Origin of the sequence: Thiohalorhabdus sp. (genome assembly GCF_036628635.1) — a bacterium.
GTDB lineage: Bacteria > Pseudomonadota > Gammaproteobacteria > Thiohalorhabdales > Thiohalorhabdaceae > Thiohalorhabdus.
The window spans coordinates 22944-44662 of the sequence record NZ_JAZKRM010000007.1 but is presented as its reverse complement, the minus strand read 5'-3'; the positions used below and the strand labels follow the sequence as shown (position 1 = coordinate 44662).

The following is a 21719-nucleotide window of genomic DNA, read 5'->3' as shown; positions in this document are numbered from 1 at the left end:
TCAATTCTCCTCCCATAGGTCCACCGTCACGCCCTTGTCGCGCAGGCGCTCGCTGCGCTGTTGGATGTAGTCCTGGAATTGGGGTGTTTCTCGATAGGCTTGGGAAGCCACATAGGCCAGCATGGAACGCACGTGGAAACCCCTGAGCAGGGACTCCATGCGGATGACCTCGCGGTCGCCGTCAAACAGGACCAGGGCCGGCAGGTACCGCAGCTGGAGCTGCTCGGCCCAGCTTTCGGCGTCAGTCTTCTTGCCCGCCGGGGTGACCACGGGCGTATCCGACCAGCGATCTAGCTGGACCACTCGGAAGTCGCCAAGCAGCTTGCGGGCCTTGGGCTCAGCCAGCATGTTCTCGTGCAGGCGGGCGCAATCGCGGCAGTCGGCCTGCTCGAAGATCACCGCCACCGGCTCGTCGCTTGCGGCCAGCCGGTGCGGTGGCTCGGCCAGGTAGGAATGGTCCGTGAGGCCGCCGCCTTCGGCCTTTTTGTCGGTGGCCTGCTTGAGGTAACGACCGAAGTTCAGCTGGTCCTCCTTGCCCTCACCGACGTAACGCAGAGCGGTCATGAATTCGCGCGGTGGGTAGTAGCCGTTCAGGCGCAGCACCACCTCGCCGGATTCGTCCAGGAATTGGAGAGTGGGCGTGAACTGAACGCCACGTTCCTTGGCTAGCGCCTTCTCGCTCAGGGTCTCGCCCGTCAGATTGGTTACCTGGCGGCTGCCCCAAAGGTTGAGGGCGATAACGTCAAAGTGCTCGCGGGTGTAGTCGGCGATCCGCTTCTGGCTGAAATTGGTGTTGATCAGGCGGGCGCAATAGGGGCAGCCATCCTGGTACCACACCAGCAACAGGCGCTTGTCCGCCTGGGCTGCGTCCCGCACATCCGCCGTCAGGTCCAGGAAGGAGACCTTGAACCAATCGGGTATGCTGAACTCGCCCACGTCTTTGAGGTTGCCTTCCTCTGCGGCATTGGCCCCAAGGTTTGCCATTGCCAGGCCCAGTCCCAGGGAAGCGCCGATGATAAGGCGACGAATAGCCATTTCCCCCTCCCCTCAAAAGCCATATTCACCCATGGTAGCGGTGGTTTGTCCCCAAGGGCAGCCCCCTTCAGGGGTCATCGGCTAGCTGGGCGTGGACCCGGCCCTGGACTTCTTGCACCGGAGCCAGAACCCCCGTTTCGGGATCGGCGAGCATGCGCTCGCTCACCTGCCGCAGATAGGCGTCCAGGCGTTGCCGCAGCTTGGGACGGAGCTCGGCTTCGGTACGGCGGTAATCGTACACGTCCCAGGCCAGGAATCCGGCCAGGGCAGCAACGCCCAGGATGCGGCCGCCCACTCGGGCGCTGGTCTTTGCGGCTTGGCGGCCGCCGGTGCGGGCTACGCGACCCCGCAGGGCGGTTCCCACTAGGGCCGTCTCACCGGCCCCTGCGGCGGCCCGCGGCGACCAGCGCCCGGCGGCGGCCCCCACCCGGCTCAGGGCGGAACTGCCCCGCAGGATAACGGCCGTGGTGCCGGCGGCCCCGAAGGTGACCAGGCCCTTGAGGGTGGTGGGCACCTGCTCGTCCTGGGTGCTGGCCTGCTGTAGCTGGAGGCCGATGTTGGCCATATGCTCCTGCCAGTCCTCCCGGGGCACGCCGTATTCCTTGGGGATCTCCGGCAGCTCTTCGCGGGCGTGGGCCAGATAGACACCCAGGGCTTCCCGGGCAATGGCCTCCATGCGTAGCTGGGTTTCGGCGGGGGGCATGACCCGGACGCTGAAGGCGTCGCGGAAGTCCGCCAGCATGGCCTTGTCGGCGGCAGTGAGCCCGGCCCAGTCCGCGGCCAGGTAGCCGGTGGCCTTGAGGTCCCGCCACTCCTGGTTCCAGAAGTCGAAGTACCAGGGCAGGAAATCGCTCTTAACCCGCCCCATGAGCTCGGCGTGCCAGGCGTCCAGGCGGGTGCGGGCGGTCCGCCGGGCCCGGTCCCGGGCTTCGCTGAAGACCTGCTGGATCGCCCCGGCCACCTCCGGCCAGTCCATCGGAACCTCGACGGTAAGGGTGCGGCGCTCGTCCAGCCAGGGCCACTCGGCCCCGGGCGGTTGCAGGTAGCGCCCAGCCACCAGGGCCCCGCCGAGCAGCACCAGAACCAGCAAGGTGGTCCATTTGGCGGCGCGGTAGAAGCGAACCAGTAGGAAACGGTCAGGAGAAAGCCGTTTGAGACGGCCAGGCGGTGGGCCTGGTTTAGGGGCGGGTGGGCTCATGGGCCTCTCCAGGACACGCGCTACTGCCGCTTAGACCACTGACCGGGGTTGGAGTTTGACCCCCTTGTTGCCGGGGCGGCCCCTTGCCTAGGCCGGTTCCAGGTGCTCTTCCGGGGCGGATGGGTAAGGGACGCGGGACCAGGGGCGCCAGACAAGGGTCAGCTCAAGCCTTTCGCCTAGGCGGTCCAGGGCCCTTTGCGCCTCCCGGAGGCCACATCCGCCGGTAGGTGCATGGCGGCCAAGGCATCTCCATGCTGGGAAAGGCCCCCAAACCGTGGTCGGGGCCACGGTTAAATTCCGAATTTCGGCACTGAATCGGTTGCCCCCATAATGGGACGCACGGGCGATGTCACGGCGTCCTTGAGGTGGCGGGGGTGATGCAAGGCCAGCTTGGTAAGGTCGTTGGTGGGAGAGGTCTGTTTGAAGTCGTTATAGCGCATCGGAGCCACCACCCGGCGCTGCCGGTTCTGTTGGACTCCCGCTCGTTTGAGGGGGCATGGGCCGGTCATCTAAACATGTCCGGTGGGGAAGGGCCTTGCTGGTCAGGTTCGATGCCGTGGCCCCGGCATGAAGCCCGCCGATCAAATCGGCTAAGGTCGGGGAAGACTCCGGTTACGGTGAACGATGGGACTGGGAAGTGCTCCGTTCGCGGGTGGGCATGCGACCGCAGCCTCGCTGGGGCAAAGTGGTGTGCCGCTTCCCTGTACAGCATGGGCGGTAAAAGGAGGGCGGTTGTTGAGCAACGGTAGTGGGCCGGCCGGCCTGGCGCCAACCCGATTCGGGGGCATGGTGCGTTGGTTCCGGGAGGCCAATGGGGCCGATTTGCTGTCTGCCCGCGGCCATTCGGAGGACTTCAATCAGGTTCGGGCGAGTCGGGTGTTCCAGCGGATCCGGGTCCTGGCTCTGGCTCTGGCCCTGGCGGCGCCCTTGTGGCTGCCGGTGGACTGGCTGTTCCTGGAGGGCGAGCGCTTCCGGGCGTTTCTGGGCCTGCGTCTGGGCTGGATCGCCGCGTTTGCCGGGCTCGCCCTGTGGGGAGCGGGCCGTAACCGCCTGGATCTGATGCGTCTGCGTATTGGGGTCCTTGTCGGGGTTCCGGTCCTATTCTTTGCCGGCTCCCGGATGGCCCTGGAGGGCGGGACCCCCTCGGCGGGGGTGCTCATGGGCTATGCCTTCCTGCCCCTGCTTATAGCTGCCCTGCTGGCCATTTTCCCCCTCACCCTGCGCGAGGGCTTGGGCTATGCCGCTTTGCTGGCGCTGCCCGTGGCAGGCATGGATCTGGCCTTCGGAACCCTGCTCGACATCCTCCGTCTGCGGGATCTGTGGCTGCTGGCCCTGCTGCTGATGGTGGCGTTATGGGGCCAGGTCAGCCAAATGGGGCTGTTATTGCGGCTGCATCGGGAGGCCACACGTGATCCGCTCACGGGCCTGATGAACCGCCGGGTGCTTATCCGTACCCTGGATCGCGAGGTGGCGGCCAGCCGAGCCGGAGGCTGGCCGCTGTCGGTGCTTCTGTTCGACCTGGACCAGTTCGAGCGGATCAATGACACCCACGGCCACATTATCGGCGACCGGGTGCTGGGTCACTTCGCCGCGGTGCTGGAGGGCCACCTACCGGAGGGGGCTGTCCCCGGCCGTTACGGGGGCGAGGTATTCATGGCCGTCCTACCCGGTTGGAAACGGGATGCCGCCCGGGAACGCGCCGAGGCCATTCGACGGACCTGGGAGGCCACCGAGGTGGTCGGCTCCGATGGCAAGGCCTTGCAGCTGAGCGTGAGCGTCGGTGCCGCTACTCTTCGGCACGAGGACCACAACGCCGAGACCTTGGTGGCGCGGGTGGACGAGGGCCTTTATGAGGCCAAGGAAACCGGCGGCAATCGGGTGGTGACCACCGGCTAGCCGCCCCCGCCCGCCAGTTGCGCGCTGCCGACGGCCTTGGTTTAGAATCCCCTAGCCGGCAGCGAATGGAAGAGGTGGCATGATCTCCATCTTACCGGCAAGCGGGTCCAGGTTACCGGCGCCGCGGGCGGTCTGGTTCGCGCTATGGCTGAGGGGCTCGGGGCCCAGGGGGCGCGAGTGAGCGCACGGTGAGGCACTCGAAACCAGCCGCGAGGGCTTCCTGCCCCCTATTCCCTTTGGCCGCTCTGGCGATCCGGCCGATATCGCCCGCCTGAGCGCCTATTTGTGCTCCGAGGCCGGCGGCTGGGTCATGGGCCAGTCATCGGCGGCCGATGGCGTTACCCCGGCACGGCTTGATTTGCCCCGGCGGCCCAAGCCGCCGCAGCCGATGACCCCGGATCCGGTGGACCCCACCTGAGCCCCGCGGCCGCAATCGCCCAGTTTCCGAGGCCTTACCGTGCACGAACCCGTCCTGTTCGCCCTGTTTCTGATCTTTGTGGGTGCCGCCCTAGCCGCTACCGGGGCGCTGTATGCCCGCCAGTCCCTGCTGGTGGGTTACATCCTGCTGGGCATCCTGCTGGGGCCGTCTGCGCTGGGGTGGGTCGGTAGCCCCGACCTCATCAAGGAGGCGGCCTCGCTAGGGGTCATCTTCCTGCTGTTTTTGCTGGGACTGAACCTGCACCCCCAGAAGCTGGTGCAGCTTTTCTCCGCGGTGACCCTGACCACTTTGGGCAGCTCGGCGCTGTTCGCTGCCTTCGGCTTCGCGGTGGCCTGGGGCTTCGGTTTTACCCTGGCCGAGAGCTTGGTGGTCGGTGCCGCCTCCATGTTCTCCAGCACCATCATCGGCCTCAAGCTGCTGCCGGCGACCGCCCTGCACCATCAGCACATCGGCGAGATCGTCATCGGCGTGCTGCTGCTGCAGGACCTGTTGGCCATCGTGACCCTGATCGCGCTGCAGGGCCTGGGTACCGACGCCGCCGGGCCCCAGGCCATGGGTTGGCTGCTGGTGGGCCTGCCGGTCCTGATCGCGGTGGCCTTTGGCGCCGAACGTTACCTTCTGCGCCCCCTGTGGCGGCGGTTCGACCGGGTCCAGGAGTATGTCTTTTTGACCGCCATTGCCTGGTGCCTAGGTGTTGCCGAGCTGGGCAAGACCATGGGCCTGTCCTACGAGATCGGTGCCTTCCTGGCGGGGGTCGCGGTGGCCAACAGTCCCATCGCCCGCTTTATCGCCGAAAGCCTTAGGCCGCTGCGGGACTTCTTCCTGGTGCTGTATTTCTTCGCCCTGGGTGCGGGGCTGGATCTGTTCGTCCTGGGGGACGTGCTGATCCCCGGGCTGGTGCTGGCGGGCGGTCTGCTGGTGCTCAAGCCCCTGGCGTTCCGCGGGTTCCTGGGCTTGGTCCGGGAGCAGCGGCCGCTGGCGTCCGAGGTGGGCTGGCGTTTGGGCCAGATGAGCGAGTTCGCCCTGTTCGTCGCCCTGGTGGCGGTGGAGGGGGGCGTGATTGGTGAGCGCGCCTCCTATCTGCTGCAGTTCGCCACCGTGGTCACCTTCATCGTCTCATCCTACGCCATCGGCCTGCGTTATCCCTCGCCCATCGCCGGTACCGCGGCCCTGAGGCAGGATTAGTAAGCCCCGCCGAGCACCGGGACCCAAGGGAGCTGATGCCATCGCCGGTCTGACCGCCATCGCCGACGACCTGCGCCGGGGCACGGACGCCCTTGCCTTTGGGCCGCCGGTGATCCACGTCTACAACCCCCTGGACTACGCCTGGGAGCCGCACAAGCGTTACCTGGAGCGCTTCGGGCGGCCGCCCCGGGAGGTCCTTCTGGTGGGCATGAATCCCGGCCCCTACGGCATGGCCCAGACCGGGGTGCCCTTCGGGGACAAGGACCTTGTGCGGGACTGGTTAGGCATCGAAGGGCAGGTGAGCAACCCCGAGGCTGAGCATCCCAAGCGTCCCGTCCAGGGTTTCGCCTGTCCCCGGGGCGAGGTAAGCGGGCAGCGCCTCTGGGGATGGGCCCGGCAGCGCTTCGGGTCGCCGGAGGCCTTTTTCGAGCGTTTTTTCGTGGCCAACTACTGTCCCCTGGTTTTCATGGAGGCCAGTGGTCGCAACTGGACCCCCGACAACCTGCCCAGAGGGGAGCGGGAGGCCCTATTCGCCGTGTGCGACCGGGCCCTGGCGGCCACTATCGAGACGCTGCGGCCGCGGTGGGTTGTGGGCATCGGCCGCTTCGCCGAGCGCCGCATAAGGGCCGTAGTCGCGAACAACGGGATTAGCGTGGGCTCGGTGCCCCATCCCAGTCCGGCCAGCCCCAAGGCCAACCAGGGCTGGGCACCGCTGATGGAGGAGGCGCTGGCGGCCCAGGGGGTCCCCTTGCCGGACTGAGTCAGATTCGAACGGCGAAGATCTTTAGGCCCAGGTGGTAGGCATCGCCCTTGGGTCGGGTATGCGGCCTAAGGCATTCGTAGGTGGTGGCCCCGTAAGCCTCGGTGACCACAAGCCGCACCACCTGATCGGGGGCCAAGAGGGTATCGATTTCCACGCCCAAGCCGAATGATGAGGATTCGGCAACCCATACCGTGTGACTGGTGCTGCCGTGCTCCAGGCGGGCCTCACCCTCCTCCGGGTGGCGAGGGGCTAGGTGTTTGTCCGGAGTACCGCGCTGGACTTTGTCCAGGCGGTGGCCGGCATTGCGCAAAAAGTCCACCAGCGTGAAGTGGATGCCGGCCTCCTCGGCGGCGTCCACAAGGGCGAGGAAGGCGGCAACGGTTTCCGTGGGGCCCAGGGGAGGGCTCGTTTCGGGGGCGGGAGGCTTCTCGATGGGCGCCGCCGGCATCAGGTGATCATGGATGGCCCACACCCGTCGCTGGAGGTTTTGCAGGTGCGCCACCATGGGATCGCTGCCGCCTTGGGCGGCGCCTTCGGCGAGGCCCTGTAGACGGGCTAAAAGGTGGGCAAAATCGCGGACGGGGGCTTGGTCCATGGTTCCGCCCTTTCCCGGGCCTGTTGCGGCGGCCTGCCTACTGCTTGTAGGCAAAGATTTCCAGGCCGATGTGGTAATCGAAGGGCTGCTGTTCGCAGAAAACCACCACACAACCGTAGCAGCGCCGCGAACCCTCCTCCTCGGTGGTGACTTCCACCACCGCGTCTTCCGGCACGGGGTTCTTGCTTACTACGCCAAAGCCGGAGGCGGAGCTATCCACCACCTCCGCGGTCATCTGACCCTGGTCCCACCGCAAGTGGGCTTCCCCGGTACGCTCGTTGCGGTTTATGATGCGGCGGCCGCCCTGGCCGCTGAGGGTGAAGCGCAGGCGCAGACGGGCCGTATGCAGGTAATGGGTAACAGTGGTCGAAAGCCCGGCACCGCGGGCAGCCTCGCTAATCTGGCCGAACTGCTCGATCAGGTCGCCGAGGTCCGTTATCGCCTTTTCCCTGGGGACCGTTTCCGGTTCGGTATCGTGGGGACGGTCGGTCAAGTAGTTGTGGATGCGCACCAGTCGTCGCCGGACGGCGGCGACGAAGGCCACAGCCTCGCTATCCAAGGAGGCGCCCCAGGCAGCATCGGTGAGCCCGTCAAGATGGGCCACCAGGTCCTCGAAGCGAGTGATCCCGAGCGTTTCCAATGCCCCTCTCCGGGGTTGTGGGGATGGCGAGGAGACGCGGCCGAGCCTTCCGCCTACCCGGAACCTTAGCCGTGTGTCCGTGGCCAGGCAAGGCGGCCCGGCCCGGATCTTCCGGTTATAAGCGGGAGCGGGCCAGGCAGTAGCCCCCGATGGTCTTGGCGTCCACCTCGCCCGCAAAAGCGGCGGCTTCCAGATCGAGCGCCGCCATGGTCAGGGTCTGGATGTCCTCGTCGGCATCCTGGGCCGGCGGCGCGGCCAGCGGAGTCAGGTCCCAGGCCAAATAGGCGTGGATGGATTCGTCGGAATAGGCCGGGGCCAGGGGGAAGCTGCCCAGGTCGGACCAGCGACCGGCGCGGTACCCCGTCTCTTCCTCCAGCTCGCGCCGGATGGTTGTCTCCGGCGCCTCGCCGGGCTCCAGGGTGCCGGCCGGGAATTCCAGAAGCCAGCCTTCCAGAGGGAAGCGGTACTGGCGAACCACCACGAAGCGGCCATCGGCAAGCAACGGTACCGCCATGGCCCCGCCCGGGTGGCGGATGGTTTCAAATTCGCCCTCGGCGCCGTTGGGCAGACGCAAGCCAGCGGCTTCGAAACCGAACTTGCGGCCCTGGTACCGCAAGCGTTCGGACAGACGTTGGGGCGCCTGGTGGTGGCTGGTCATAGGGCTCCCGAGTGGGGGTTACAAGGGCAGCTTGGCGGGCGAAGGCCTTGGGGACTTGCCGGGAGGCAAGGGTAGGTCGCCCTCTGCTACGGGGCAATCGCTGGGGGTCGGCTAACGCAGCAGCTCCGGCCGGATCATCCAGGCCACCTGCCATCCCTGCTCCTCCGCCCACTCCAGGGCCACGGCGGTCCCCGGCCGGAAGGCAACGGGCGGGCGATCCTCGGCCCCCGCCACGAGCTCGCCGGCAAGCGCACCCACAAGAGGCATGTGGCTGACGAGCATGATGGGGCGGTCCCGCTCCCGGATCTTGTCGATCACCGGCCCCACCGGTTGGGTGGCCCCCAGACCGGCCATCTCCTCCGGGGCCAAGCCTGGTGTTAGGTACTCGCTCAGGATCTCCGCCGTCTGGCGGGCGCGGAGCTTGCCGCTTTCCAGCACCGTCTCCACCCGCACCCCGGCCTGCTCCAGAAATTGGCCGAGGTTGCGGATATCCACCTCGCCGCGCTCGGTCAGTGGCCGGTCGGGATTCTGATCCTTGGTGGTCGCTTCGCCGTGCTGCACCAGAAAGAGCATGCTCCCCTCCTTGATTGGCGGTGGATGGATCAGGCCCTCCAATCAAGCATTGGTCCGGTAGAGCCACTTTTCAACCCGGAATGCCCGCAAGCGCTACACCGCCACCGGCGCCGGGATGCGACCATGGCTTTGGTAACCCTCCAAGGCGATGTCGTCGCCGGTGAAGGCGAACAGCTCGGTGACCGCCGGGTTGAGCCATAGGGCGGGAGCCGGAAGGGGGGATCGAGCCAGCTGAGTGTCCACCGCTTGTATATGGTTGGTGTAGATGTGGGCGTCGCCCAGGGTATGGATGAAATCGCCGATGCCGTAGCCCAGATCGCGGGCCATCAGTTGGGTGAGCAGGGCGTAGGAAGCGATGTTGAACGGCACCCCCAGGAACATATCCGCCGAGCGCTGGTAGAGCTGGCAGGACAGCCGGCCCTCGGCCACGTAGAACTGGAACAGGACGTGGCAGGGGGCCAGGGCCATGCGATCGAGATCGGCCACGTTCCAGGCGGAGACCACATGGCGGCGACTATCCGGGTTGGTCCGAAGGGCCTCCCGGACCTGGCGGAGTTGGTCGATATGGCCGCCGTCGGGGGTGGGCCAGGAGCGCCACTGGTAGCCGTAAATGGGGCCCAGATCGCCGTCGGCGTCCGCCCAGGTGTCCCAGATGTGGACGCCCTTTTCCTGAAGCTCGCGGGCATCGGTGGAGCCGCGCAAAAACCACAGCAACTCCTCCTTAACCCCCCGGAAGAACAGCTTCTTGGTGGTGACCGCGGGGAAGCCGGCAGTCAGGTCGAAGCGCATCTGGGCGCCGAAAACCGAATAGGTGCCCACCCCGGTGCGGTCTTCCTTGGGTGTGCCGTTTTCGCGAATGTGGCGCAGCAGGTCGAGGTAGTTGCGCATGGCGCCTTTCCTTGGGGTGACAGCCCCTCTAGGATACCCCAAGACAGGGGGCAGGAGTCAGGGGGCTTTGGCCTGGTCCAGGTGCTCGGCCAGGAAGGCCGCCCAGCCCTCGCGGTAGATCCGGTGGCTCTCCACGAAACCCGCATTGTGCCCACCGGTGAGCTCGAGGAAGCGCTTGGGACCGGAAGCGCGCTGATACACCGCCCGGCCGTGGGCGATGGGCACGATGTCGTCGTCGCTGCTGTGAATGACCAGTAGCGGGCAGGCAGCCTGGGCGGCGTAGTCGGCGGTGGCGTAGCGATAGCGGCTGAGCCAGCGCACCGGCAGATAGGGGTAGATCTCGGCGGCCAGCTCGGGGACCGAGGTGAAGGGGGACTCCAGGATCAGGGCGGCGGGGGTGTGGCGGGCGGCCAAGCGGGCAGCTATGGCGGCCCCGAGGGAGCGGCCGAAGACCACGATGCGGTCGGGATCGATGTCCCGTTCCTCGCTCAGGTGGTGCCATACGGCCTCGGCGTCACGGTAGGTGCCGGCTTCCGAGGGTTGGCCCTCGCTGCGGCCGTAGCCCCGGTAATCGATAATCAGGGTGGCCAGGCCCAGGTCGTTGAGCAGGCGCAGGGTCTCCAGCCGGTGGCCGATGTTGCCGGCGTTGCCGTGGAATAAGGCCACCGCGCCGCGCTCCGCCGCGGCAGGCACGTGCCAGCCGTGGAGCTCGACGCCGTCGGCGGCGGTGAGCGTCACCTCGGTGTAGGAAAGGCCGATATCGGCGGGGGTGGCGGTGGGCTCCCGGCCAAACTGATCCGGCAGGTACAGCATGCGGTGCTGGTTGATATAGGCCACCGCCACAATGACTAGGTAGCCTAGGAGCAGTAGCGCGGCTAGGTAAGCGGCGTTGGCCATGACGGGGATCCTTCTCCGGGGGGACGCGCAGGGCCCGCGGGGCCGACCAGGGCCTTCTCAGTCGGTTTCGCGTTCCGGGCTGCAGCAGTGGGGCCCCTCGCCGGCCTCCAGCACGGCGCCGCGCTCGGCCGTGGGCCGGTAGGTGGTGCAGCCCTTGACTCCGAGCTGGTAGGCGCGCTCGTAGACGTCCTGGAAATCGGCGAAGGGGAAGTCCGCCGGGATATTGACGGTCTTGGATATGGAGCTATCCACCCACGGCTGCAACGCTGCCTGCATGGCCAAGTGCTCGGCCGGGGCAAGGTCCGGGGCCCGGATGAAGGCCTCGGGCAGCGCCGCGTCATCGCCGGCCTTCTGGCGCCACAGGCGATGGGCGAAGTCCTCCACCGAATACTCCCTGGTAGTGCCGTCGAGCTCCAGGACCCGACGCCGGAAGCGGAAGTCGAAGGCCGGCTCCAGGCCGGCGGAGACATTGTCCGCGAGGAGGCTGATGGTTCCGGTAGGGGCGATGGCGGTGACGTGGCTGTTGCGCATGCCGTGGGCGGCGATGCTGTCGCGAATGTCCTCAGGCAGCCCCTCAATGAAGGCGCTCCCCAGGTAGCCATCGGTGTCCAGGTCGGGGAAAGCCCCCTTCTCCCTGGCCAGCGCCGCCGACGCCCGGTAAGCCGTCTCGGTGATGGTGCGCATGGCGGTCTCGGCTTGGGCCCGGCCGGCGGCGCTGTCGTAGCGCAGTCCCAGCATGATCAGGGCGTCGGCGAGACCGGTAATGCCCAGGCCCACCCGGCGATTGCCCCGCTCCACCTCGGCCTGCTGGACCAGGGGAAAGCGCGAGGCGTCGATGGTGTTGTCCAGCATGCGCACGGCGGTGGGCACCAGCTCGCGAATGCCGTCGAGGTCCAGCCGGGCGTTGGCCCCGAAGGGGTCGCGCACGAAGGCGGCCAGGTTGATCGAGCCCAGGTTGCAGCTGCCGTAGGGCGGCAGGGGCTCCTCGCCGCAGGGGTTGGTGGCGGAGATGTGCTCGCGGTACCAGAGGTTGTTCCACTGATTGACCCGGTCGATGAAGACTACTCCGGGCTCGGCGGTGTCGTAGGTGGCCCGTATGATGCGGTGCCACAGGTCCCGGGCGCCCACGGTGCGCACCACCCGGCAGGGGACGGGGCCGTCCAAACCGGGCCAGTGCCGGGTCACGGTGCCGCCTTCGCCCTGATCCTCGGCCAGGGCCTCCGCCGGGAAGACCAGGGGCCAATCGGCATCCGCCCGGACGGCTTCCATGAATTCATCGGTGGCTAGAACCGAGACATTGAACCGGGTCAGGCGGCCGGACTCGCGCTTGGCGTCGACGAATTCGGCGATGTCGGGGTGGTCGCAGCGCAAGGTGGCCATCATGGCGCCGCGGCGGGCGCCGGTGGACAGCACCGTGGCGCACATGGCGTCCCAGATGGCCATGAAGGCCACCGGACCCGAGGCGATGGTGCGGCTGCGGCTCACCACCGTGCCGCGCGGGCGCAGGGTGGAGAAGTCGTAGCCCACGCCGCCGCCCTGCTGCATGGTCAGGGCGCCTTCCTTGAGAGCGTCGAAGATGCCCTCCATGGAATCGGCGACGCGGCCCATGACGAAGCAGTTGAACAGGGTGACCCGGCGGCCGGTGCCGGCGCCGGCAAGGATGCGGCCGGCGGGGACGAAGCGGAATCCCTCCAAGGCGGCCCGGAAGCGCGCCTGCCAGCCTGTCTGATCGGCGGGCTCCGCATTGGCTAGGGCCGTCGCTACCCGATCCCAAGTGGCGGTAACCGTCTCTTCGGTTCCCTCCGGGCCGTCGGCTAGCCGGTATTTGGTGCGCCAAATGTGGCGGGCGATGCCCGTCTGCAGCGGATCGGTCCGTGAATCGGTCATGACGTGCTCCTAGGGCCGGAGCCCGGGGCCCTCAGTGCAGCCGCCAGGCCTCGACCAGGGTGGAGACAAGGCGCCGCTGCCGCCGTTCCACCTCCTCGGGGGTCCACTTCCGGGCCTTGAGGACCTGTTCGGTAAGGGCAAAGGGCGTTTCGCCGTTGCGTCCCAGGTACTCTTCCTTCTTGCGCTGGAAATCCAAGTTCTGGGCGTCGGGGTTCTTGGTGCGGGGCATCAGGACCAGGTTGCCAAGGCTGTGGACCAGCTGATGGCGCTGGGCCGGGTCGGGGAACCGGCGCGTCCAATCGCTATCAGTGGCCGGTGTCGGGGGCAGCACGTGCTCCACCGAGACGATGCGGTAGGAGTGGCGGTCGGTCCCGCCGCTCAATAGATCCTCGAGCAGCAGCAGGACCGGTAGCCGGATCTGGACATGGGTGAACAGGGGGCCTCGCAGTGTCTTCAGGACCTGTTCCTTCTCCTGGAAGCTCAACTGCAGGGGGGAATCCTCGTGGGACAGGTCCTCTTCGCGATCAATGGCGTCGAGGACCTGGATGTAGCGGTCAATGCGCTCGTTGACCGCTGCCCGCCGCAGGAACAGGGCATAGGCGAGGCGCTCCAGGTCGGCCAAAAACGGCAGAAGGATCTTGGGGTGGTTCTCGTAACGGGCGAAGAAGCTGATCGCCGGGGGCAGCCAATCGGAGTTGTCGATCCGGTTGAGGCGGATCAGGTGGCTATTCACCTGCCCAGCATGCTGGCGTTGGGCGAAGTCGGCGTTCTCGATGGTCTGGAAGGCGCGTGCCATGGGGGCCAGGGTGCGCTCGATGAACTGCTGCGGGCGTTCCTGGGGCCGTAGCGAGTCGCGGATTTCCTGCATCAGGGCCTGACGCGCCTTGGCCTTGCGGTGGATCATCCGGAGGTAGCCGAACAGGTCGGCGAAGCGGTCCCGCCCTAGGTCTTCCTCCAGGCCTTCCCACAGCTCGGTGTAGTGCTGCTCCTGGTCCGGAGGCAGAGCCCCAATGATGTCGGCCTTGAGGATGTCGGTGGGCTCGAGGTCCATGCCGCGGTCGTTCATCACCGAGAAAATGCGGTAGGCCGAGGATTGGTCGGAGGCGGATACCACCACCAGGAAGCAGCGCTGAAGCAAAAACATGGCCAAACGGTCCCGAAGACGGGAGCTTTTGTTCTGCAGCTCCTGCTTGAGATGGGTAGTGTTCTCCCGGATGTTGGCATGGCTGTTGGAGAGCTGGCTTTCCTCGGGATGATAGAGGGTGACGGCGTTGGGCTTCTGCACCTGGTCCCGGAAGAACATCCGGTCCCGGGGCCGGGGCTGAAGCCGGTAGCGGTCCTCGGTGCCGCTGAATTTGTCCCCGAGCTCGCAGATGTACTTGTGCAGAGCCTCGGCCTCGTCGGTGCTGGACAGATCCCGCAAGGTGGCCAGCAGGATGGTTAGCGTGGTCAGCCGCTGTTGGCCATCGACAACGTCGGCGTTGGGGAAGTTGGGATCCTTGATCAGGACGATGGAGCCCAGGAAATAGGGGGCGCTCTCGTAGACGTCCGCACCCTCCGAGGGAAGGGCCTCGAGCAAGTCGTCGAGCAAGGTCGCGGTGTGGTCCCGGGTCCAGGAATAGGGGCGCTGGTACCCCGGGATTCGGAAAAAGTAATCGTCGCTGAAGACGCGCTTCAGCTCTTGCTCGGTGGCGTGGATGGTCTGGCGCATGGCCCTCCCCTTATTGCCGGGTGCCCCGCCACTAGCCTACTTGCCCTCGCCGAGCGGGCCAAGCCATCCCCTGCGGGCACCCAACGAGCTTTCTCATTGCCGGGCGCATTGCTCCGTTGGCCCGACCCTATATATAGTCCCAGCATAAGACCCATTTCTTTGCCGGCCGGGCCGGGCGCCGCCTGTTCGGCCGGGTAGGCAACTGATCGGCTCCCCATGTCCCAAGCCCTAATTGCCCGTCAGCCGATCTTCGACGCACACATGCGGGTGTACGGCTACGAAGTACTGTTCCGGGCCTCGCCCGAGTCGGAGCAGGCCGAGCTGACCGATGGCGACCAGGCCACCTCGTCGGTTCTGATCGATCTGTTCACCAACATGGATGTCGACCATCTCCTGGGGGGCAAGTGGGCCTTCATTAATGCCACCGCGGTAACCCTCCAACAGCTGGCCGCCCACCCGGTCGCTGAGCACCGGATGGTGGTGGAAGTGCTGGAGGATGTCCGGGTTGACGACCGCGTGGCAGAGGCTCTGCTGGTCCTGCGGCAGGCGGGGGTTCGAGTGGCCCTCGACGATTTCCTGTGGGATACGGACCACCAAAGCCTGGCGACCCTGGCGGATTTCATCAAGGTGGATGTCCAGGCCCTGTCCGATGCGGAGCTGGAGCGCCACGCTCGCGAGCTGGCACCCTTCTCCGCCCAATTGCTCGCGGAGAAGGTGGAGACGGCGGAGGAGTGGGCACGGTGCCGGGAGCTCGGCTTCGAGCTGTTCCAGGGCTATTTCTTCGCCCGGCCCCAAACCTTCAGCAAACGCCGGCTGCCTACCGACCGCGTCCAGATCCTGCGCCTGGTAGCGCGTCTCCAGGACCCGGAGGTGGATCTTGAGGAGCTGGCCGCACTGGTGGAGAAGGACGCCAGCCTGAGCTATCGGTTGCTTCGCCTGATCAATTCGGCCTATTTCCCGACCCGCAACCGGGTAGACGATATCCGTCGGGCCACGGTGTATCTGGGCATCGAGGGTCTGCGCACCTGGGTGACCTGGCTGGCGCTGTCCCGGATCGATTACAAACCGACGGAGCTCAAGCTGATCACGCTGGAACGGGCCCAGATGGCCCGCCGGCTGGCCTCCCCTTTCGGCGTCGCGCCAGAGTCGGCCTTTCTGGTGGGGCTGTTCTCCACCCTCGATGCCTTGATGGACCGACCCATGAAGCAGCTGCTGGCTGATTTGCCGTTGAGCGAGGGGGTCAAGGCCGCCTTGATCGACCGCGAGGGCGAGCTGGGGAAGCTTATCACCGCCTTGTTCCAGTACGAGCAGGGTGAGTGGTCGGCCCTTGCCAGGGCGGGGTGCGACGTCGAGAGAATGGGCCAAGCCTATTTGGAAGCCCTAGAATGGGCTGAGGGTATCAATTACAGCCTGTAGCAAATGACCCCTACGGCCTTTAGGAGGAAAAGGTATGCAACTGCCCTTGGAAGTGACGTTCCGCGGCATGGACCATTCCGACGCCATGGAGGCCAAGATCCGTGAGCGGGCGGAAAAGCTCGACCGCTTCCACGACCACATCATGAGCTGCCGCGTCGTGGTGGAGGCGCCTCACAAGCACAGCCACAAGGGCAAGATCTATCATGTCAGCCTGGATGTGACCGTTCCGGGCACTGAATTGGTGGTGAACCGGGACCCCAAGGATAATCACGCCCACGAGGACGCCTACGTCGCCATCCGGGACGCCTTCGACGCCATGGAGCGCAAGCTGGAGGCCCACGCCAACAAGAAGCGCGGCGAGGTGAAGAGCCACGACGAGGAGGGTTATGCCCGAGTGGCCAATCTGAGCCCGGAACGGGATTTCGGCATGTTGCAGTCCTTTGACGGCCGGGTCATCTACTTCCACCGCAATAGCGTCAAGAATGGGGACCTCGACCACCTCAAGGAGGGCGACGAGGTCCGCTTCCTGGAGGAAATGGGTGAGGAGGGGCCCCAGGCCGTCATGGTGCGGGTCATCGGCGAGGAGCACCCGGAGAAATAGGGCACCGCCGGGGCCGGGCCGGCCTGCTGGGCGCTAAGCCGAACCAACCCCGGGGGCTTGCGGAAGCGGTCGGGTCCCTTTAACCTTTGCGAATGAAAATAATTCCTATTTGCAAAGGAGTCCGCCGTGACCGTTACTCGTCGCCCCTTCCTTACCGCCACGGATCCGAACAGCTTGCTGGGCCTTTTGGCCCGGGAAGAGCTGGCCTTCCGCTGTGTGCGTGACCGCCTGGCGGTTCGCCGCTCTGGGCCCGCCCAAGGCCTTTCCGTTATACTGGCGGACTTCCTCGAACCCGGCCGTAACCAAAGCGACGCATGACCACGACCCAGCAAGAAACCGACCGCCGGCGCACCTTCGCCATCATCTCCCACCCCGACGCGGGCAAGACCACCCTCACCGAGAAGCTGCTGCTTTACGGTGGCGCGATCCAGCTCGCGGGCACGGTCAAAGGCCGCAAGTCCGAGCGCCACGCCACCTCCGACTGGATGGCCATGGAGCAGGAGCGCGGCATCTCGGTGACCTCCACGGTGATGCAGTTCCCCTACCGCAGCCGCATCGTCAATCTGCTCGACACCCCCGGCCACGGCGATTTCTCCGAGGACACCTACCGCACCCTGACGGCGGTGGACTCGGCGCTGATGGTGATCGACGCGGCCAAGGGCGTGGAGGAGCGCACCCGCAAGCTCATGGACGTCTGCCGCATGCGGGTCACCCCCATCATGACCTTCATGAACAAGCTCGACCGCGAGGGTCGGGATCCGGTGGAGCTCATGGACGAGGTGGAGGAGGTGCTCGGCATCCGCTGCGCCCCGGTGACCTGGCCCATCGGCATGGGCCAGCGCTTCAAGGGGGTCTTCCACCTGCTGGCCGACCGGGTCCATCTATACAGCGCCACCCACGGTGGTCGGGCGCAGACCGGCGAGGTCATCGAGGGCTTGGCCAATCCACGGCTGGACGAGGTCCTGGGCGACCAGGCGGCCGAGCTGCGCGAGGAGATCGAGCTGGTGGCCGAGGCCAGCAACAAGTTCGATGCCGAGGCCTATCGCCGCGGTGAGCTCACCCCGGTTTTCTTCGGCTCCGCCATCAACAATTTCGGCGTCGAGGAGCTGCTCGACGAGTTCGTTGCCCACGCGCCGCCGCCGCAGCCGCGCCCGGCCACCGTGGGCGAGGCCGCCCGCGGCGGCGACGCGGAGGGCGAGCAGCGGGAGGTGGATCCCCATGAGGACAAGCTCACCGGCTTCGTTTTCAAGATCCAGGCCAACATGGATCCCAACCACCGTGACCGCATCGCCTTCATGCGCATCTGCTCGGGGGTCTTCCGCAAGGGCATGAAGGTCCATCACGTGCGTGTCGCCAAGGACCAGAAGGTGCCCAACCCCCTGGTCTTTTTGGCCAAGGAGCGCGAGGGGGCGGAGGGGGCCTACCCCGGCGACATCGTGGGCCTGCCCAACCACGGCACCATCCGCATCGGCGACACCTTCAGCGAGGGCGAGAAGGTCAAGTTCACCGGGATCCCCAACTTCGCCCCCGAGCTGTTCCGGCGCGTGGTCCTGCGCGATCCCATGAAGAACAAGGCCCTGAACAAGGGGCTGGAGCAGCTCACCGAGGAGGGTGCGACCCAGCTGTTCCGGCCCCTGGTCAGCAACGACCTCATTCTAGGGGCCGTGGGCCAGCTTCAGTTCGATGTGGTGGCGGCGCGGCTGAAAAACGAATACGGCGTGGATGCCCGTTTCGAGGGGATCAATGTCACCACCGCGCGCTGGGTGGAAAGTGACGATCCCAAGCGCCTGGCCGAGTTCGAGCGCCGGGTGGAGGAGAACCTGGCCCGGGACGGCGGCGGCGATCTGGCCTATCTGGCTCCCACCCGGGTCAATCTGGACCTGACCGCCGAGCGCTGGCCCGAGATCGAATTCCGGGCCACCCGCGAGCACTGATGGGGGGCTCCCCGCCCGAGACCGATCCGCCCGCCTATACGGTGCGCGAGAGCGGGCGTGCCAAGCGGGCCCGGATCAACGTCTCCCCCGCCGGCCGGGTGGAAGTAGTGGTCCCCGCCGGCTTCCCCAAGCGCCAGGTCCCTGAGCTGGTCGCGGCCAACCGGCAGTGGCTGGAGCGTGCCCTGGAACGGGTCCGCCGGCGTCAGGCCGAGCACCCGGAGCTGCACCAGGGGCTGCCGGAGCGCATCCACCTGCCGGCGCTGGATCGGGAATGGGCGGTGGTCTACCCGGGCAGCGGCAAGGCCGGGGCTCGCGAAAGCGCTGATGGCCAGCTGCGGGTGCACGCCCCCGACCGGCGCGGGGCCCGGGACGCCCTGTGCAACTGGCTGGCGCGAACCGCCCATGCCCACCTGGTGCCCTGGGCGGGCTCGGTGGCCGAGGAGCTGGGACTGACCACACGGGGGGTGCGCGTGCGGGCCCAGGCCAGGCGCTGGGGCAGCTGCTCGGAGCGGGGCAACCTCAACCTCAACCGTAATCTGCTGTTCCTGGCGCCGGAGGTGGTCCACTACCTGCTGGTCCACGAGCTGGCCCACACCGTGCACATGGATCATTCCCCCGATTTCTGGGCCCTGGTGGCCCGTTTGGAGCCCGACTACCGCGCCCTGGATCGCCAGCTGCGCCGTGCCGCCGGGCAGGTACCGGTCTGGGCGCTGGCCGACCGGCTTCTGCCTTCGGATTTTTTTGATGAGCCGGGAACCCATCCCTTGGCAGGAGTCTAAATCCGTGTACACTCGGAAACACCGAGTGTATGGACGGGCCTAGCGCTTTAGGCCTTGGCGAACCCGTTTGCCCCTCCTGATCGTGAGCCCCGTCGACACGCTTTATCTTTCTTTTTCGAGGTTTTTTTATGCGTAACGGTTCTGTTAAATGGTTCAACGATGCCAAGGGCTTCGGGTTCATCGCTCCTGAGGACGGCGGCGACGACGTGTTCGTCCATTTCTCCGCCATTCAGGGTGAGGGCTTCAAGTCGCTGACCGAGGGCCAGACCGTCGCTTTCGAGAGCGAGAACGGTCCCAAGGGCCCCAAGGCGACCAGCGTGTCACCCCAGTAAACCGTCCCTAACGGTTTCGAAGGCCCCGCCGGCTCGGCGGGGTCTTTTTATTGGGGGGGCAGGATGCCTCACCTCGGGCGCTCTGTCCCTAAAGCCTTGTGGCCGGGGAGGGGCGAGGGTAAACTAGCCAATGTATCTGTGTTTGGACGTGTGCCTGAGCGCTCTCGGTCTGAGGGGAACCCGCAGTCCCGGGTGCGGGCCACCTACGAGCACGCTTTTTGCCTATTTTTTGCGAGGTGTTTAATGCGTACCGGTACCGTGAAGTGGTTCAACGATGCCAAGGGCTTCGGGTTTATTGCCCCCGATGACGGCGGCGACGACATCTTCGTCCACTATTCCGCCATCCAGGCGGAAGGCTTCAAATCCCTGACCGAGGGCCAGAAGGTTTCCTTCGAGAGCGAGACCGGCCCCAAGGGCCCCAAGGCGACCAGCGTGGCCCCTGAGTAAGCGGCGTCGGCTTTCCCAACCGCTTTAGGCCCTGCTCCGGCAGGGCCTTTTGCTTTGGGGGGGATTGCCTGGAGGTGCGCTCTGTTTTAGAAAATCCGGGATACAACCGGAGGACCCACCATGAAGATCCGACCCTTGCGCCTGGCCGCTGCTGTGGGGGCATGCCTCCTGCTGGCCAGCGGTCCCGCGGCGGCCAAGCCCCCCCGGGGCGTATCCCTTCCGGGCCTACGACGAGGGACTCAGTCAGGCCCAGGAGCAGGACAAGGAGATCTTCCTCTATGTCGGGCGTGAGGGCTGCGCCTTCTGCGAGCGGACCAACCAGGAAACCTTTTCCGATGCCGAGATCAAGGAGCGCTTCACCGACCACTACGGTCTGGTTTATGTCGACTCCGAGGGCGCGGACCGCCTGAGACTGCCTTCCGGCGAGCGCGTCACCGCGAGGGAGCGCGGCTCCCGCCTGGAGGTGGTGGGCACTCCCCTGTTCGCTATGCTCGACCCCGAAGGCACGGCCTTGTTCCGGATGCCCGGATTCAAGACCGTGGGGCAGTTCAAGCGGATGGACCGCTACATCCAGAGCGGGGCCTACCGCGATCAGCCTTAGGCGGCGTTCGCCGGGGAGGAGGGCTCGTGAGGTTGGTGACCGGACTGCTGGCGGTGCTTCTGGCGGCGCCCGTGGCGGCCGAGGCGCCGTGGGACCTCGGCGAGCGGCTGGCGGTGACCGATAGCCAGGGCCCGCGGGTCTTCCACCACCTGGAATCGGCCGGACAGGGCAGTTTCGCCGTCTCCGGGGAAAGAGTGGCGGTGGTGTGGGCGGACAACCGAAGCGGCACTGCCCGGATCTACGCGGCCTTCAAAGCCAAGGACAAGGTGGGCTTCCAGCGGGAGGTGCGGCTGCGGGAAAAGGGCCCCGCCTATGCCCCGGCAGTAACCGCCCTCGATTCGGGCGGGTTCCTGGTGGCCTGGGAGGACGAGGGGGCGTCTGGCTCGAGCACCTTAGGCCTCCGGGCTGGACCCTAAGGGCCGGTCGCTGCGGATGGGCGACGGTCGACACGCGACGGTGGCGGCGGGAGCGGAGGGGGCCTTCGTGGCCTGGGCCGCGCCCAGGGAAAGCGGCAACCGCCGGATCGTGGTGGCCCCGGTGGTCCGCGACGATGACCAGGGGCTGGTGACGGGGGCAGCGGAGCGGGTGGAGACGGATCCGCCCCAGGCCCCTCAGCTTTACCCCGCCTTGGCGGTAACCGCCGAGGGGCTGGTGGTGGCGTGGGAGGATCGGCGGGAGGGGCATACCCGCATCTTCCACGCCTTCGCCCCCGATGGAGCGGCCTTCACGCCCGCCCGAGCGGTGAGCGAGGATGCGGGGAAGTCGGGCGCCCGCTATGGCAAGGGCTCCGGGGTCACCCGGGTGGTGCTGTCCCGCCTGGACGGAAGCAATGTGGGGGCCGCCTGGATGGACAAGCGCCACTACAAAAGCGGCTACGATATCTACGCCGCCTTCAGCACCGACGGCGGTCGTCACTTCGGGCCCAACCAGCCGGTATTCGACATGGTCGGCCAGGCCGACCCCGACTGGCACCCCGCCATCGCCGGCGGGGCCAAGGCCCCGGTGGCCGTTGCCTGGGATGATGCCCGCGACGGCAACGACGACGTCTGGCTGTCCTGGCGTACGGGCCCAAAGGCGTGGAGCAACGACCTGGCCCTGCCGGGAGCGGGCGGGCCAGGTCACCAGAGCCACCCCGCCCTGGCCGTGGACGCCCGAGGCGACCTGCATGCCGCCTACCTGGCTCAGGACGAGGAAAACGGACCCACCCGCCTATACTACGTTCACGGCGAGCGCCGCTAGGCGGC

General features: G+C 66.7%; 23 protein-coding genes. 13 read left to right on the top strand and 10 right to left on the bottom strand.

All coding sequences use genetic code 11. The features are described 5' to 3' along the window. On the bottom strand, positions 1-1035 hold the full coding sequence (locus V5A19_RS04050; protein WP_332318022.1) for a thioredoxin family protein: 1035 nt from the start codon (positions 1033-1035) through the stop codon (positions 1-3). A 67-nt stretch (positions 1036-1102) separates the two neighbouring features. Beyond that, positions 1103-2233, bottom strand: a complete 1131-nt coding sequence (locus tag V5A19_RS04045; protein WP_332318023.1) for a hypothetical protein — start codon at positions 2231-2233, stop codon at positions 1103-1105. Positions 2234-2968: 735 nt separating this feature from the next. Here V5A19_RS04045 and V5A19_RS04040 point away from each other — a divergent pair. From V5A19_RS04040 to V5A19_RS04030, 3 genes are all read left to right on the top strand, one after another. Beyond that, positions 2969-4129: a GGDEF domain-containing protein gene (locus V5A19_RS04040; RefSeq protein ID WP_332318024.1), complete on the top strand. Its 1161-nt coding sequence runs from the start codon at positions 2969-2971 to the stop codon at positions 4127-4129. Positions 4130-4586: 457 nt separating this feature from the next. After that, positions 4587-5753, top strand: coding sequence for a cation:proton antiporter domain-containing protein (locus tag V5A19_RS04035; RefSeq protein ID WP_332318025.1), 1167 nt, complete (start codon positions 4587-4589; stop codon positions 5751-5753). Between the two features lie 40 nt (positions 5754-5793). Continuing rightward, complete coding sequence (locus V5A19_RS04030) at positions 5794-6513, top strand: uracil-DNA glycosylase family protein (protein ID WP_443081411.1); 720 nt, start codon at positions 5794-5796, stop codon at positions 6511-6513. Between the two features lies 1 nt (position 6514). Here the strand turns inward: V5A19_RS04030 and V5A19_RS04025 are convergent, their stop codons facing one another. The 8 genes from V5A19_RS04025 to V5A19_RS03990 all read right to left on the bottom strand — a co-directional run bounded on the left by V5A19_RS04025 (position 6515) and on the right by V5A19_RS03990 (position 14365). After that, complete coding sequence (locus tag V5A19_RS04025) at positions 6515-7111, bottom strand: hypothetical protein (protein ID WP_332318027.1); 597 nt, start codon at positions 7109-7111, stop codon at positions 6515-6517. 37 nt (positions 7112-7148) lie between these two features. Next, complete coding sequence (locus tag V5A19_RS04020; RefSeq protein ID WP_332318028.1) at positions 7149-7751, bottom strand: hypothetical protein; 603 nt, start codon at positions 7749-7751, stop codon at positions 7149-7151. Between the two features lie 115 nt (positions 7752-7866). Next, on the bottom strand, positions 7867-8409 hold the full coding sequence (locus tag V5A19_RS04015; protein WP_332318029.1) for an NUDIX hydrolase: 543 nt from the start codon (positions 8407-8409) through the stop codon (positions 7867-7869). Between the two features lie 111 nt (positions 8410-8520). Further along, positions 8521-8982: a phosphohistidine phosphatase SixA gene (gene sixA / locus V5A19_RS04010; protein ID WP_332318030.1), complete on the bottom strand. Its 462-nt coding sequence runs from the start codon at positions 8980-8982 to the stop codon at positions 8521-8523. A gap of 93 nt (positions 8983-9075) precedes the next feature. Beyond that, on the bottom strand, positions 9076-9870 hold the full coding sequence (locus tag V5A19_RS04005) for a thymidylate synthase (protein ID WP_332318031.1): 795 nt from the start codon (positions 9868-9870) through the stop codon (positions 9076-9078). 57 nt (positions 9871-9927) lie between these two features. Next, positions 9928-10767, bottom strand: coding sequence for an alpha/beta hydrolase (locus tag V5A19_RS04000; protein WP_332318032.1), 840 nt, complete (start codon positions 10765-10767; stop codon positions 9928-9930). A 57-nt stretch (positions 10768-10824) separates the two neighbouring features. Continuing rightward, the gene (locus V5A19_RS03995) at positions 10825-12654 is read right to left on the bottom strand and encodes an adenosylcobalamin-dependent ribonucleoside-diphosphate reductase (protein ID WP_332318033.1); all 1830 of its coding nucleotides are present in this window, start codon (positions 12652-12654) and stop codon (positions 10825-10827) included. Positions 12655-12685: 31 nt separating this feature from the next. Further along, positions 12686-14365, bottom strand: coding sequence for a DUF262 domain-containing protein (locus tag V5A19_RS03990; RefSeq protein ID WP_332318034.1), 1680 nt, complete (start codon positions 14363-14365; stop codon positions 12686-12688). Between the two features lie 216 nt (positions 14366-14581). Between V5A19_RS03990 and V5A19_RS03985 the strand changes: the two genes are divergently transcribed. From V5A19_RS03985 to V5A19_RS03940, 10 genes are all read left to right on the top strand, one after another. Further along, positions 14582-15781 (top strand): EAL and HDOD domain-containing protein, encoded by a 1200-nt coding sequence (locus V5A19_RS03985; protein WP_332318035.1) that lies wholly within the window; start codon positions 14582-14584, stop codon positions 15779-15781. Between the two features lie 34 nt (positions 15782-15815). Beyond that, positions 15816-16382: an HPF/RaiA family ribosome-associated protein gene (locus V5A19_RS03980; protein ID WP_332318036.1), complete on the top strand. Its 567-nt coding sequence runs from the start codon at positions 15816-15818 to the stop codon at positions 16380-16382. A gap of 126 nt (positions 16383-16508) precedes the next feature. Beyond that, entirely contained in the window at positions 16509-16700 is a 192-nt protein-coding gene (locus V5A19_RS03975) for a hypothetical protein (RefSeq protein ID WP_332318037.1), read from the top strand. Then, positions 16697-18316 carry a peptide chain release factor 3 gene (locus V5A19_RS03970; RefSeq protein ID WP_332318038.1) on the top strand — a complete coding sequence of 540 codons (1620 nt, stop codon included), beginning with the start codon at positions 16697-16699 and terminating at the stop codon, positions 18314-18316. Before V5A19_RS03975 ends, V5A19_RS03970 begins: the two co-directional genes overlap by 4 nt. Then, positions 18316-19095, top strand: coding sequence for a M48 family metallopeptidase (locus V5A19_RS03965; RefSeq protein WP_332318039.1), 780 nt, complete (start codon positions 18316-18318; stop codon positions 19093-19095). Before V5A19_RS03970 ends, V5A19_RS03965 begins: the two co-directional genes overlap by 1 nt. 128 nt (positions 19096-19223) lie before the next feature. Next, positions 19224-19427, top strand: a complete 204-nt coding sequence (locus V5A19_RS03960) for a cold-shock protein (protein ID WP_332318040.1) — start codon at positions 19224-19226, stop codon at positions 19425-19427. Positions 19428-19670: 243 nt separating this feature from the next. Continuing rightward, positions 19671-19874, top strand: a complete 204-nt coding sequence (locus V5A19_RS03955; RefSeq protein ID WP_332318041.1) for a cold-shock protein — start codon at positions 19671-19673, stop codon at positions 19872-19874. Positions 19875-20022: 148 nt separating this feature from the next. After that, entirely contained in the window at positions 20023-20475 is a 453-nt protein-coding gene (locus V5A19_RS03950; RefSeq protein WP_332327713.1) for a thioredoxin family protein, read from the top strand. A 26-nt stretch (positions 20476-20501) separates the two neighbouring features. Then, positions 20502-20891 carry a hypothetical protein gene (locus V5A19_RS03945; protein ID WP_332318042.1) on the top strand — a complete coding sequence of 130 codons (390 nt, stop codon included), beginning with the start codon at positions 20502-20504 and terminating at the stop codon, positions 20889-20891. Between the two features lie 16 nt (positions 20892-20907). Continuing rightward, positions 20908-21714 carry a hypothetical protein gene (locus tag V5A19_RS03940; protein ID WP_332318043.1) on the top strand — a complete coding sequence of 269 codons (807 nt, stop codon included), beginning with the start codon at positions 20908-20910 and terminating at the stop codon, positions 21712-21714. Positions 21715-21719: the final 5 nt, after the last annotated feature.

What these genes read in the sequence shown, in the direction of transcription:
- V5A19_RS04050 (WP_332318022.1), bottom strand. Translation starts at nt 1,035, where the DNA reads ATGGCTATTCGTCGCCTTATCATCGGCGCTTCCCTGGGACTGGGCCTG.
- V5A19_RS04045 (WP_332318023.1), bottom strand. Translation starts at nt 2,233, where the DNA reads ATGAGCCCACCCGCCCCTAAACCAGGCCCACCGCCTGGCCGTCTCAAA.
- V5A19_RS04025 (WP_332318027.1), bottom strand. Translation starts at nt 7,111, where the DNA reads ATGGACCAAGCCCCCGTCCGCGATTTTGCCCACCTTTTAGCCCGTCTA.
- V5A19_RS04015 (WP_332318029.1), bottom strand. Translation starts at nt 8,409, where the DNA reads ATGACCAGCCACCACCAGGCGCCCCAACGTCTGTCCGAACGCTTGCGG.
- sixA (WP_332318030.1), bottom strand. Translation starts at nt 8,982, where the DNA reads ATGCTCTTTCTGGTGCAGCACGGCGAAGCGACCACCAAGGATCAGAAT.
- V5A19_RS04005 (WP_332318031.1), bottom strand. Translation starts at nt 9,870, where the DNA reads ATGCGCAACTACCTCGACCTGCTGCGCCACATTCGCGAAAACGGCACA.
- V5A19_RS04000 (WP_332318032.1), bottom strand. Translation starts at nt 10,767, where the DNA reads ATGGCCAACGCCGCTTACCTAGCCGCGCTACTGCTCCTAGGCTACCTA.
- V5A19_RS03995 (WP_332318033.1), bottom strand. Translation starts at nt 12,654, where the DNA reads ATGACCGATTCACGGACCGATCCGCTGCAGACGGGCATCGCCCGCCAC.
- V5A19_RS03990 (WP_332318034.1), bottom strand. Translation starts at nt 14,365, where the DNA reads ATGCGCCAGACCATCCACGCCACCGAGCAAGAGCTGAAGCGCGTCTTC.
- V5A19_RS03985 (WP_332318035.1), top strand. Translation starts at nt 14,582, where the DNA reads ATGTCCCAAGCCCTAATTGCCCGTCAGCCGATCTTCGACGCACACATG.
- V5A19_RS03980 (WP_332318036.1), top strand. Translation starts at nt 15,816, where the DNA reads ATGCAACTGCCCTTGGAAGTGACGTTCCGCGGCATGGACCATTCCGAC.
- V5A19_RS03970 (WP_332318038.1), top strand. Translation starts at nt 16,697, where the DNA reads ATGACCACGACCCAGCAAGAAACCGACCGCCGGCGCACCTTCGCCATC.
- V5A19_RS03965 (WP_332318039.1), top strand. Translation starts at nt 18,316, where the DNA reads ATGGGGGGCTCCCCGCCCGAGACCGATCCGCCCGCCTATACGGTGCGC.
- V5A19_RS03960 (WP_332318040.1), top strand. Translation starts at nt 19,224, where the DNA reads ATGCGTAACGGTTCTGTTAAATGGTTCAACGATGCCAAGGGCTTCGGG.
- V5A19_RS03955 (WP_332318041.1), top strand. Translation starts at nt 19,671, where the DNA reads ATGCGTACCGGTACCGTGAAGTGGTTCAACGATGCCAAGGGCTTCGGG.
- V5A19_RS03940 (WP_332318043.1), top strand. Translation starts at nt 20,908, where the DNA reads ATGGGCGACGGTCGACACGCGACGGTGGCGGCGGGAGCGGAGGGGGCC.